The following is a 13392-nucleotide window of genomic DNA, read 5'->3' as shown; positions in this document are numbered from 1 at the left end:
ATATTAGGTTCAAGAATAATATAAATAGTAAAATTGATTAAAAATGCTTAGACGTCTATTTTTGCATATTTGGCATGTGTTTCGATAAATTCTCTACGTGGTGGAACTTCATCGCCCATCAACATTGAGAAAATTCTATCTGCTTCTGCTGCATTTTCTATGGTTACTTGTTTAAGTGTTCTAACTTCAGGATTCATGGTTGTTTCCCATAATTGCTCTGCGTTCATCTCACCCAAACCTTTGTAACGTTGTACGTGTACACTGTCTTCTTTACCTTCTCCGCCAATTAATTTAACAGCATTTATACGTTGAGTTTCGTCCCATGCATATTGTTGTTTGTTGCCTTTTTTTACCAAGTACAATGGTGGATTTGCTATATATATGTAGCCATTTTCTACTAATTCTTTCATGTATCTAAAGAAGAAAGTAAGAATTAATGTTGTAATGTGAGAACCATCGATATCGGCATCACACATGATGATGATTTTGTGGTATCTAAGTTTTGTAATATTTAGTGCTTTTTCATCGCCTTCAACGCCTTTGAATACACCTAATGCAGTAAAGATATTTTTAATCTCTTCGTTTTCATAGATTTTGTGTTCCATAGCCTTTTCTACATTCAGAATCTTACCTCTTAGTGGTAGAATTGCTTGAAAAGCTCTATTCCTTCCTTGTTTTGCTGTACCACCAGCTGAATCACCCTCAACTAAATATAATTCGCAAATACTTGCATCCTTTTCTGAACAGTCTGCTAATTTGCCAGGCAATCCACTTCCTGAAAGTACATTCTTTCTTTGAACTAGCTCGCGTGCTTTTCTTGCTGCATGTCTTGCTGTTGCTGCAATAATTACTTTATTTACAATTGTCTTTGCTTCTTTTGGATGCTCTTCTAAGTAGTATTCTAACATCTCTGCTACAATACCTGCCACAATGCCATCTACTTCTGAGTTGCCTAACTTTGTTTTTGTTTGACCTTCAAATAATGGTTCTTGTACTTTTACAGAAACGATACCTGTGATACCTTCTCTAAAGTCTTCGCCACTTATCTCTACTTTTAAATTTTTAAATAAATCGTTTTTTGTTCCCCAATTTTTAAAAATTCTTGTTATTGCTCTTCTAAATCCAACAACGTGTGTTCCGCCTTCAATTGTATTAATATTATTTACATAAGAATGTACATTCTCATTGTATGAATCATTATACTGAAATGCCACTTCAACAACAACACTATCTCTAGTGCCTTCCATATAAATTGGTTCTGGAATGATTGGCTGTCTTGTTCTATCTAAATATTGTACAAATTCTTTAATACCACCTTCTGAATAAAACTCTTCTTTTTTGAAAGTTCCATCATCATTTTTTTCTCTCTCGTCTGTAATTGTTATTCTGATTCCTTTATTTAGATACGCTAACTCACGCATACGTGCTGCAAGTGTTTCATAGTTGTACTCTGTAACTGTAAAAATTGATGCGTCTGGCAAAAAGTGAACTGTAGTTCCTCTTGTTGTTGTTGTACCAACTTCTTTTACTGGATATAATGGTGCACCTATGTTGTATTCTTGTTCATACACTTTACCATCACGATATACGTTTACTTTTAAGTATGATGATAACGCATTTACACAAGACACACCTACACCGTGCAATCCACCAGAAACCTTGTATGAGTCTTTATCAAACTTACCACCAGCGTGTAATACTGTTAGCACAACTTCCAATGCAGATCTACCTTCTTTTTGGTGCATATCTACAGGAATTCCTCTACCATCATCTGCAACAGTAATACTATTATTTTCATGTATGGTTATTAGTATATTTTTACAATATCCAGCTAATGCTTCATCAATTGAATTATCTACAACTTCGTATACTAAGTGGTGTAATCCTCGTACATTGATATCTCCAATATACATTGCTGGTCTTTTTCTAACAGCTTCTAATCCTTCTAAAACGGTAATGTTGTCTGCACCATACTGTGCCTTATTTATTTCACTCATAATTTTTTGTGCGTAAGCATACAAAGATACAATTTTATAAGCAATATTTTACACAATCTATGGCTTGTTTTATCCACACAAAAACATAATATTTTGGGCTACAAATCAATATTTTATATAATTTATGTATATTTGTAAATCAGCATTTATTACACATGACAGCTTTAAAATCTCTATATCACATTCCTCCTTTTTTAACACTCAATGAAGAAGCTAATGGTTTTTGTTTTGTACTGAAAAAGTATGACAAAAATGAAGACAATGAGGCATGCTTGAACATGATAGAGAAACTCATCAGCAATGGTTTGAATTTAAGTGTAAGCAACACATACATTGTACAAATTCAAGACAAAGAGACTATTCAATTACCTAAAAATGCACAGAATATTATCTTAATGGATTTGTTTCCTAAACAAGTTTGCTTGAATATAAAACCCGCGTTGAATAAATTGTTAGAAATCAATAATAAAAAAATTATTTACACATTTAATGCTATTGATGTTCTAAATGACAGTCAAAAAAAGAAGGCAATGTGGAATGAGATTATAAAAATTAAATAAAAAATGATAGAAATTGTATTTGCTACAAACAATCAACATAAAATTGATGAAATTCAGCTGGTAATTCCTCAAGATATAAAGCTAAAAAATTTAATATCAATAGGATGCAACCAAGAACTGCCCGAAACGCATCATACTTTAGAAGAAAATGCAGTGGAGAAAGCTACATTTGTTACAACGTATTATAATATTGATTGTTTTGCTGAAGATACTGGATTAGAAGTTGAAGCATTGAACGGAGAACCAGGTGTAATAAGTGCTAGATACGCAGGAACGCATAGAAGTAATGAAGATAATATTAGCTTGTTATTAAAAAATATGGCAGGAATTGAAAATAGAAAAGCTAGATTTAGAACAGTGATTGCATTATTGATGAATGGCAATCAGTATCTATTTGAAGGAATTTTAGAAGGCACAATAGCTTTACAAACACATGGAGATGAAGGATTTGGTTATGATCCAGTATTTCGATTAGCTGATGGTAGAACATTGGCAGAATTATCGAAAAAAGAGAAAGGAGAAATTAGCCACAGAGGTATTGCAACAAGAAAATTAGTAGCTTTTTTATCAAAAAATCAATAAATTACATTACCTTAAAGTAGAGAATGCAACTAAACAATCAAATAAATGCTCAATATAATCAGTTGATAGCTGGGTGTCTACAAAAAAAGAGAGACGCACAGTACAAGCTATATCAAATGATGAGTGGAAAGATGTTTGCTGTTTGTTTGAGGTATGCAAAAGATAGAGAAAGTGCCGAAGATATTTTGCAAGAAGGATTTGTAAAGATATTTAATAGCTTGGAAAAATTTAGAGGTGATGGTTCTTTTGAAGGTTGGGTAAGAAGAATAATGGTAAATACAGCTGTTGAATATTACAGAAAGAATATAAAAATGTATCCGATTGTAAGCATTGAAGAGCAAGTTAAAGAAACTGATTTTGATACAATTGGAGATGATTTGGAAGTTGCAGACATCTACAATATGATTAATAGCTTGTCACCTGGATATAGAACAGTATTTAACCTTTATGTAGTTGAAGGCTATTCGCACAAGGAAGTTGCAGAAATGTTAAATATATCTGAAGGAACATCAAAATCACAGTTAGCAAGAGCTAGGTATTTATTGATGGAAATGGTAGAAAAAAATAATAAAATTAAAATTAGTAACGTTGCCAAATAAATTAGACGACATATTAAGAAAGAAGCTAGAAGATGCTGAGGTTGCTCCGCCACCAGATTTGTGGAATAAGATTGAAGCGCAATTACCAAAGCAAGCATCTCCGAAGAATAAATACAAATATTTATTACTGTTGTTATTATTTATCTCAAGTTCAACAGGAAGTGTATTCGTATATGAAAGCTTTTTGAGAGATAACATCTTAAAATTTGAGAAGTCTACAATTGAAAGAAAAAATCTTGCTTCAACAGAAAAAAAAGATAATAATAGCAATAACATTCAAAATAAAACACAATTAGACAACCAATCTTCAGCAAAAATTATTTCTAATAAAACTAATAATAACAACAATCAACTTTCAGTCATAAATACTAAAAACAAAAACAATACTCAATCAAATGAGTTGAATGACAAATCGAAATATATTACAGCTAAAAAAGAAAAAACAACTAACCAATACAAAACACCACAAACAATTAGTACTGAAAAAGCATCTAATTCAAACAACAATATCAACACTGAATACTTAGCTAGCAATAACAAGACAAAAAAACAGAAGGGAAAAATCAATAATACCAAGTCTGATGCTGTTGCAACAAATTATGATTCAAATAAAACTAATAAACAAGTAAAAAACAAGAACACTGTTACAGAAAACAATGCAAACTTGGATAACATTACTCAAGATGATGTATTGAATTCAACAATGCAAGCTTATGAAAATAATTTAAACAAACAAAATGCTGAAAATCTAATAGCTTCAATTGATGTTATTCCAGCATCAAATATTAATACACCAAGACAAACTACTGCAGAAATTCTACAATCATTCTATCCAGAAAAAGACTTTTCGCTTGATGAAGGTGCCGCACTAACTGAATACGAAAAACAAAAAGAAAAACAATTAAAAAACCTAAAAGAATTTGCTGGTGTCGATGTTACAAAAGGATTCCATGCTGGTGTTTTGTTAAGTATACACAACAACTGGCTTACCTCAAAAAACTCAAATAAAGAATCAAACAACAACCAAATAAAATACAAAGTAGATTTTGGAAAATCTTTTGGTGTTAATTTGGGTTTTGATTATACATCAAGATGGGGCATTCAAACTGAGATTGCATACAACGAACAAGTACAAAAATATACAGAAACTACAAGCAACAATCAGAAAGTCAATAAAGAATTAGATTTGGTATATTTAAGAGCACCATTGATGGTAAAATATAAAATCAACTTCATCAACAACTATAATTCAAAACCAGTAATTGTAAATTTCTTATTCGGACCACAAGTCAATTTATTATTGAGTAAAAAACGACAATCAATGATAAAAAAGAAGATTTCAAATCTGCATACAACAAAGGAGAATTTGGATTGTATGGTGGCGTTGATTTTGACTTATTTATGACAAAAAACTTTTATATGACAGTTGGTTCTAGACTAGGATTTGGTACTGCATTAAAAAAGAATACACCTAAGTCTTTCCAAATTGGCATTACTACTCAATTTAACTTTAAGAAACCCGCAAAAATTAAAAAGTAGCATAGTTTTTGTTTAATATTTTTAGACATTTATTTAAAATATTGTCTAAATTTACTTAACACAAAAAATATTCAAAATGAAAAAAGTACTCTTTTTAATTGCAATTATTGCATCATTACAAACATTTGCACAACAAGTTGTAAATGGAGTTACACTACCAAACAAATTTAAAGGAACAAAATCCGAACTAGTACTAAATGGTGCTGGAATCAGAAAAAAAGCTGTATTTAAAGTATATGTATTAGGCTTATATACAAATGCAAAAACAAAAGACGCAAAAGCAATACTCAACAAAAATGAAGAAGTAATTATCAGACTACAAATTACATCTTCTGTAGTGAACAGTGGTAACATGTCTGAAGCTATAAGAGAAGGTTTTGAAAAATCTATGAATGGAAATACTGCTCCACTAAAAGGGAAAATAGATGCTTTTATCGCAGCTTTTTCTACTGAAGATATAAAAGAAGGTGACGTATTTATCTTAGATTATGTACCTGGTGTTGGTGTAAAAACATCTAAAAACAATAAAATTGTTACAACTGTAGAAGGCGAAGATTTTAAAAAAGCATTATTTGGTATTTGGTTAGGCGACAATCCAATTGATGCAAACTTGAAAAAAGCATTATTAACTGCACAATAATTATATAAAATATTTAAAAATCAAAAACTATGAAATCAATATTTTTAAATCTGACATTTATTATTTGCGCTGCAATATTTTTTATTTCTTGCAATAAAGATGACTCTGATTCAACTGCTACAAAACAACAAATTTCATGCAATGTAGATGGAGTTTCCTATTCAGTTACCACAGGCGGAACTGATGTAGAAGAAGCAGATGCTCATATAAGAAATGAGACTAGATTTCAGTTAGATCTTGCATTAGCACAAAAGATTTTTCTATCAATTATGATGCAATTTCTGGAACAGGAACTTACAATATAGTTGGAATAGGTGGAGCATTAAATTTTGCACAATGGGAAGATGGTGATGCATTATACAGCTCATTAAGTACAGCAAAATCTCATCTTACATTTACCATCACAAGTATTGCTGGTAGTGCATCAGATAATATGAGACTTGTAGAAGGTACTTTTTCTGGTGTATTATACAATCTTTTGCAAACCGATTCTGTAGTAATTACAAACGGACAGATAGATATATTATAGAATAATATAATCAAATTTTATAGAAAGCCATTGTTTCAAAATTGCAATGGCTTTTTTATTTTAATTAATAGGTTACTTTGTTTTTAAAGTACTCTAATGTAATTTTCAAACCTTCGCTTCTATCAACTTTAGGTTGCCATCCTAATATTTCTTTTGCTTTTGTAATATTAGGTTGTCTTTGTTTTGGATCATCTTTTGGTAATTCTTTGAAAATAATTTTAGATGATGTATTGGTTAATGCTTGAATTTCTTTAGCAAAGTCTAATAAACTTATTTCATCAGGATTACCAATATTTACAGGAAGATGATAATCTGACAATAACAATCTATAAATACCTTCTACTAAATCATCAACATAACAAAAAGAACGAGTTTGTGAGCCATCGCCAAAAACTGTAATATCTTCGCCTCTTAATGCTTGAGCCATAAACTGTGGCAATGCACGTCCATCATCTAAACGCATGCGTGGACCATAAGTATTAAATATTCTAATTATTCTTGTATCTACTTGATGAAAATTATGATACGCCATTGTGATTGCTTCCATGTATCTTTTAGCCTCATCATACACACCACGTGGTCCAACAGGATTTACATTACCCCAATACTCTTCAGTTTGCGGATGTATTTCTGGATCACCATATACTTCTGATGTTGAAGCAACTAAGATTCTTGCATTTTTTTCTTTTGCTAAACCTAATAAATTATATGTACCCATTGCTCCAACTTTTAATGTTTGGATAGGCATTTTTAAATAATCAATTGGAGATGCTGGTGATGCAAAATGCAGTATATAATCTAATTTTCCTGAGATATGTACAAACTTTGTTACATCATGATGATAATATTCAAAATTTTTATTTGGAAACAGATGTTCAATATTATTTATATTTCCTGTGCTTAAATTATCCATTGCTATCACATGATAGCCTTCTTTTATAAATCTATCTGATAAATGCGAACCTAAGAATCCTGCTGCACCTGTAATTAATATTCTCTTCATTTATATTTTGTTAATTGTTTTTCTACCAATACTGTTGTAATAAAATCCTGCTTGTTCCAATACTTCCAAATCATATATATTTCTTCCGTCAAAAATAACAGGTTGTTTCAAATTACTTTTAATTTCACTTAAATCAGCACCTCTAAACTCAGACCATTCTGTAAGAATTGCTAATGCATCAGCATTTTCTAATGCATCCATATTTTTCTCAACAAAAGATAAATTGTCAATATTTTTTGTAACTACTTTACCGAAGTATGCTTTTACATTTAATGTTGCTTCTGGGTCGTATGCTACAATTTTTGCGCCTGCCTCTAATAAATCTTGTATAATGTATAATGCTGGAGCTTCTCTAATATCGTCAGTATTGGGTTTGAATGCAAGTCCCCAAATTGCAATCTTTACATTACTTAGATCAGTTCCATAATAGTTAAATATTTTCTCTGACAACACATGCTTTTGTTTCTCATTTACTGTTGTCACAGCATTTAATATTCTAAATTGATATTGATTTTCTTCAGCAGTTTTTACTAATGCCTGAACATCTTTTGGAAAACAACTTCCGCCATATCCAATTCCTGGAAACAAAAATCTTTTCCCAATTCTATTATCACTTCCCATACCAATTCTCACATTATCTATATCTGCGCCTAGTTTTTCTGCTAGTAATGAAAGTTCATTCATAAACGATATTCTTGTTGCTAAGTAAGAATTTGCGGCATATTTAGTTAACTCAGAACTTTTTTCATCCATAAAAATAATTGGATTTCCTTGTCTTACAAATGGCTTATACAATTCTTCCATTAGTTTTTTTGCTCTTTCAGAACTTGTTCCAATCACTACCCTATCTGGCTTCATAAAATCATCTACTGCTACACCTTCTCTTAAAAATTCTGGGTTTGATATCACATCGAATTCACAAGTTGCATTTTTTAACACAGCTGCTCTTACTTTATCTGCTGTACCAACAGGCACTGTACTTTTATTAATAATAACTTTATAGTCTTTTATCATCTTACCAAGTTGCTCGGCTACACCAAGCACATATGACAAATCTGCTGAGCCATCTTCGCCTGGTGGCGTTGGCAATGCAAGAAAAATTAAAACTGCATTCTCTATTGCCTCTTGAAGATTTGTGGTAAACTTAAGTCTTCCTTCTTTGATATTTCTATGAAACAAATTATCTAGTCCTGGTTCATAGATTGTTATTTCTCCATTTTGTAGTTTTTCTACTTTTCGTTGGTCAATATCTACGCATATCACATGATTGCCTGTTTCAGACAAACATGTCCCAGAAACCAACCCAACATAACCTGTACCTACAACTGCTATTTTCATTATATTGTTTTTTTACAAAGATAAAAATATTATAGTATTTTCTTTGGTTTTATGCTATCGAATAACAAAGCTAATCCTATAAAATAATATGGAATAAGTGGAAGCTTATATCTAGCTAACGCTCCAAAATTAAAAGAAGTAAATCCTACCGCAAATGCAAATATAATTGAGAATATTATACAAAAAAGAATATCTGTATTGCCAATTATTTTTGAAAACAACTTAAATATATTGAATCTGAATTTAAAAAATAAAATAACTGTAAGATACAATGTAACTATTGCCTCAATTGCTGCTAAAAACAGAGTTGGCTTTAATGCTTCCCAAATATATGGCCGAAATAAAGATACATTAACAGCTTTAGGAAAAACCTTTAGCAAACCAAACGCACTATATTCTATATCTCCTAAAGTATAAAAAGAGCCTCCTTGCTGTTGTGATGAATATACTAACCAGTTTTGAGTATCTTGCGCTGTACGCATCATATTCTCAAAACTATACCTATTGGCTACTGCGCCATTTGACTAAGTATTAACACACCAAAACCAAGACCAATAGCAACTAATATTGGGAATGACACAACTTTTACAAACTTATTTTGTATTGTTGCAGAATACCTTGCAAACAACCAAACTGCAATTGCTGGTGCAAATGCTAATATAATATACACCTTAATAGTTTTTATCATATAGACAGATAACATTATTAATACTACATTTTTAAATATATTTTTTCTTTTATGAAAAATTTGATAAACAGAATAATGTAGCACACCAAGCGCACCCAAGCAAAGTGGGTCTTTCATCAATCCAGTTCCCCAAAAGAATACTGATGGCACATACAAACATGCTATTGCAAGTTCTTTTTCTAAATGAGGATACAACTCATAAAATAATTCAAATATTTTCCAACATCCATACAAAGCAAACATTGAGAAACAAAAAGAAATAATAATATATGTATTAACTGCAAAAAAACTAAGGAAATATGAAATTAGTATTACACTACGCGTACCTTCTTCAGCAAAATAAGTGTAATAACCTCCAAATATAGAATATATAATATTAAAGTAATCTTTTGAGTCCTCTGGAGTTGTAAATACACTAATAAAATTAGAAAAATCACTAAACATACTTTTTTGTAATGTCAGCACTAGCTTAAAATATGATGTGGTATCTCCACCACCATAATAATATTGGTACATTAATGCTGACATGATTGCGCCAAATACTCTTACATACCAAGCACTCATTAAGTACTTTTTATGTATTTCAGAATTCGATTTTTTTATTCGATTTTTTAAAATAAAATGTACAATAATAAGAAATGGAATTCCAAGATATATATCATTCATGAATAGTATATCCTGAATCCATTTTGATTGCAAATGTGTAAATAGTTTATCCATCTATACCTGTAAATATTTCATAAGATTATCTATCCTATTTTGCAAATCTATTTCTATTTCTGATTGATGAATAAGTTGTAATATGGTATAATTATATCGTTCAAAACTAGCTTCTATAGCTTTTAAATCTGTTTTATTGATTTTTATTATTGCTTCTATTGTATTTGTCTGAGCATTATGTACAATAGAAACATTTAAAATATTTGCTCCATCATTTTCAATTATTCTTGAAATTTCTGATAATGAATAATCTTTTGGATCTATTGACAAAACTAAAACGCCACCTTCTGATAGAATTTGATTCTGTTGTAGATAGTTTTGTAATATTTTTTCTGGCGAACTAAATCCTTGTAATATATTTTGTTTATCAATTATTGGCAAAATATAAGTATCAATATTTGATGCAACCTTTAAAAATTCAAACAAATGCAAATATTCAAAACAATCGTAGTTAAATTCCTGTAGCTCTATATTAGACAATAAATTTTCATCATTTAATTCATATAAAAGATTGGTTGGTGCATATCCTAATAATAATTTATTTTCATCTGCAATGTATACATATTTACTATTGAATTGCTCACACCAATCTATTGCATCACCAATAGTATGGTAATTATACAATAATGGAATTTCATATTCAATACAAGATTTTGCTACCACATTAATATTTTATGTTTAAAAGTAACATGAAATGATTAGAAATCAAAATCCAAGCCAAAAAGAAAACTCCATTTGGGTGCATCTGGTGTTCTGTGTGTTAATCTACAAGCTGCTCCTAATTTAAAAAACTTGAGTACATTTTCTAAGCCAAATCCAATTTCAAGATATGGTGTTTTTCCTATTTCTTTAATTCCACTTTCTGAATTTGCAATTCTATTTGCAGCATTTGCATTACCCCAAACACCTCTAAAATCTACATATTCTCTTAACTTTAATTTTCTAACGCCTGGAATTTTGTTTAAAAAGAATCCTTCAAAATGATGTATCAAAATCCATTGAAAATATTGGTCACTATAAAACTCATAATCATTCATTAAATTAAATGCATTGCTATTATAACCAAAAGTCTGATTACCATCATGTACTTCAGACAAAATAAATGGAACCTTACCAAATACTTTTCCTGTTTGCAATTTAATTTCTAATTTTCCTATTGGTCTTATTGGAATTAGATGTGCAAATGATAGTGTGATTTTCTGATAATTATATTGACTCTTAAAAATATCTTTGATGCCAATTACGTATTCAAAGTTCAATACTGGAATTGATGTACGATTTATACTACTTCTAAATATTTCATTACTAAAAAGAAATTTCTCGCCAAATGCTACCCTAGTATTCAATATTATTTCTGTCGTATTTATTATATCTTGGTTATTCAGAATTTCATTATCATTTTTTGCATATACAAATGGTACTAATTTGGGATGTATTCTTCTATTCTGAAATGTGATGCTCTGGCTTTGTCCTTTTTTCCATTCAATATTATATCTTATTTTTGCTTCTTCTGCTAATAGCAATTTCATATTCCTATTTCTTAAAATCGCTTGACTTAATAAATTATCTGTTGATATTACTTCTTGTGTTCTTCTTAGTTTACTTACATCTTTTATATATGATAATGACAGTACTTGTCGTGGATATTTCATTAGCAAAAAATCTCCAGACAATCCGTATTTCCAATCTTTGTCTCTTAATCCATATGCACCAAATCCTTCAAACACAAATCTTTTGCTCAGTTTATCATTTGTCTTCATGCCTAATCTAAATCGCCAACCTTCGAGTTGATTGTAACTAATTGCATTAAATACTGGACCAAATGAAACTGGACCGGCTTTTATATACCCATTAATCAATAAATTCATGAAATATGATATCGTCTTATATGGTTTTAATGATTGAAGTGTATCTATCATATAATAAACAGCAGCTTCGTTTTTTGAGAGTGGTGTAAATCTTGTGCTATCCCAAAATGCGTTATCCTTTTTTAGATCTTCATTATACACCACATCTTCTTTCATACTTTTAACTTTCGCATCAATATGACTTTCTTCTATTTGGAAATCTTTGTGAGTGGTATTTCTTCTTATAATGAATGATGGTTTTTTTTCTAATGGCATAAACTCTACTGCAATATAATCATCACTCAGCATCCAAAATTTTTGATTTGCAAACTCATAATTTTGTTTTAATTCTATCCTTTTAATAAAATTAATATTCACATGTTTTGCCATACTTAGATTCATTTGCTTAATAGCAAAATTGTGTTCTGAAACTATTAAGCTGCCAAAAAATGTATTAGAACTTTCTCCTTTTGGCTTAAATTGCATTTTGTAATGAATAATATTTTGCAATAAAATTGTATCTATTACTTTATATTCATAAAACATTTTTCCATTTGGGGCTATTGGACTTATAAATTCTTTATTCATAATATTATATGAATTATCATAAATATTATATTGAGTAGCTGTAGCACCAAGAAACTCAGAAAAACTTTCATCTTCTAGTCCAGATATTTTCGAGGCAATTATTTCTTCTCTAAGCTTATTTTGGGATTTCGAATAGTACACATCAGAAATAGTTTCTGCAATCATCATAGGCAAAAATGGTTCTTCTTCAGATGTGCTATCTATATTATTAAAAATAAACGCAAATGGTTTTAATACTTTTCTACCTTGAGTTTTTTCAGAAATATTTTTTATATCAATCTCAACTTTTGAATAAGTTTTGTAGGCATAATTCTGTAGACTTCTTAAATCATTCTTAGGTTTATATTGCTGAATTTTTTTTAGTAAAAAATCTTCTATCGATTCTCTATTAGCATAAATTACTGTTTCAAAAAGTTCGTTTGATGCAGTTTCTAACTCAAAACTTATATATTGCCTTGTTTGTTTTAATAACTTCTGGCTATTATCATTATAACCTAAGAAAGAAACAGCTATTGAATCATAATATTGATCTAAAATTATTTTAAAATAGCCAGTATCATCAGAAGATGTGCCAATTGTCGTACCTTTTATATATACATCAGCATAAAATATTCTCTCTTTTGTTGCTTTATCAAGCACAATACCTTCTACAATATATTGCTGTGCATGCAAAGCAAAACCCAAAATGCTCAAAAATGTAGCAATAAAAATATTTTTTTTTGTAGAAAACATTTATCTTGTGAAGATACATAGTAAGTTGAA

Annotated in this window: 14 protein-coding genes; 7 read left to right on the top strand and 7 right to left on the bottom strand. The window is 29.9% G+C overall.

What is annotated here, in order from left to right:
• Positions 1-47: 47 nt before the first annotated feature.
• On the bottom strand, positions 48-1997 hold the full coding sequence (gene gyrB, locus IPK18_09805) for a DNA topoisomerase (ATP-hydrolyzing) subunit B (protein QQR97172.1): 1950 nt from the start codon (positions 1995-1997) through the stop codon (positions 48-50).
• Positions 1998-2152: 155 nt separating this feature from the next.
• Here gyrB and IPK18_09800 point away from each other — a divergent pair, with 155 nt between their 5' ends.
• The 7 genes from IPK18_09800 (at position 2153) to IPK18_09770 (ending at position 6222) form a co-directional block, all read left to right on the top strand.
• A complete protein-coding gene (locus tag IPK18_09800) occupies positions 2153-2557 on the top strand; it encodes a hypothetical protein (GenBank protein QQR97171.1) in 405 nt (134 codons plus the stop codon).
• Positions 2558-2563: 6 nt separating this feature from the next.
• On the top strand, positions 2564-3139 hold the full coding sequence (rdgB, locus tag IPK18_09795) for an RdgB/HAM1 family non-canonical purine NTP pyrophosphatase (protein QQR99328.1): 576 nt from the start codon (positions 2564-2566) through the stop codon (positions 3137-3139).
• Between the two features lie 23 nt (positions 3140-3162).
• The gene (locus IPK18_09790; protein ID QQR97170.1) at positions 3163-3738 is read left to right on the top strand and encodes an RNA polymerase sigma factor; all 576 of its coding nucleotides are present in this window, start codon (positions 3163-3165) and stop codon (positions 3736-3738) included.
• On the top strand, positions 3728-5143 hold the full coding sequence (locus IPK18_09785; GenBank protein QQR97169.1) for a PorT family protein: 1416 nt from the start codon (positions 3728-3730) through the stop codon (positions 5141-5143). Before IPK18_09790 ends, IPK18_09785 begins: the two co-directional genes overlap by 11 nt.
• Entirely contained in the window at positions 5140-5277 is a 138-nt protein-coding gene (locus IPK18_09780; protein ID QQR97168.1) for a hypothetical protein, read from the top strand. Before IPK18_09785 ends, IPK18_09780 begins: the two co-directional genes overlap by 4 nt.
• A 76-nt stretch (positions 5278-5353) precedes the next feature.
• A complete protein-coding gene (locus tag IPK18_09775; protein ID QQR97167.1) occupies positions 5354-5917 on the top strand; it encodes a chalcone isomerase family protein in 564 nt (187 codons plus the stop codon).
• A gap of 29 nt (positions 5918-5946) precedes the next feature.
• Complete coding sequence (locus tag IPK18_09770) at positions 5947-6222, top strand: hypothetical protein (GenBank protein ID QQR97166.1); 276 nt, start codon at positions 5947-5949, stop codon at positions 6220-6222.
• A gap of 288 nt (positions 6223-6510) precedes the next feature.
• Here IPK18_09770 and IPK18_09765 read toward each other — a convergent pair whose 3' ends face one another.
• From IPK18_09765 to IPK18_09740, 6 genes are read right to left on the bottom strand one after another with little or no spacing between them, the layout of a single operon-like run.
• Entirely contained in the window at positions 6511-7449 is a 939-nt protein-coding gene (locus IPK18_09765; GenBank protein QQR97165.1) for an SDR family oxidoreductase, read from the bottom strand.
• Positions 7450-8787 carry a UDP-glucose/GDP-mannose dehydrogenase family protein gene (locus tag IPK18_09760; GenBank protein ID QQR97164.1) on the bottom strand — a complete coding sequence of 446 codons (1338 nt, stop codon included), beginning with the start codon at positions 8785-8787 and terminating at the stop codon, positions 7450-7452. It lies immediately after the preceding gene.
• A gap of 29 nt (positions 8788-8816) precedes the next feature.
• The gene (locus IPK18_09755) at positions 8817-9272 is read right to left on the bottom strand and encodes a hypothetical protein (GenBank protein ID QQR97163.1); all 456 of its coding nucleotides are present in this window, start codon (positions 9270-9272) and stop codon (positions 8817-8819) included.
• Between the two features lie 23 nt (positions 9273-9295).
• Positions 9296-10195, bottom strand: coding sequence for a hypothetical protein (locus tag IPK18_09750; protein ID QQR97162.1), 900 nt, complete (start codon positions 10193-10195; stop codon positions 9296-9298).
• Positions 10196-10858, bottom strand: a complete 663-nt coding sequence (locus IPK18_09745; GenBank protein QQR97161.1) for a hypothetical protein — start codon at positions 10856-10858, stop codon at positions 10196-10198.
• Positions 10859-10893: 35 nt separating this feature from the next.
• Positions 10894-13362 carry a carboxypeptidase-like regulatory domain-containing protein gene (locus tag IPK18_09740; GenBank protein QQR97160.1) on the bottom strand — a complete coding sequence of 823 codons (2469 nt, stop codon included), beginning with the start codon at positions 13360-13362 and terminating at the stop codon, positions 10894-10896.
• Positions 13363-13392: the final 30 nt, after the last annotated feature.

The sequence above is a fragment of the Sphingobacteriales bacterium genome, assembly GCA_016699615.1.
Classification (GTDB): Bacteria; Bacteroidota; Bacteroidia; order Chitinophagales; family JADIYW01; genus JADJSS01.
The sequence above is the reverse complement of the archived record's forward strand: the minus strand, read 5'-3'. Positions and strand labels throughout refer to the sequence as shown.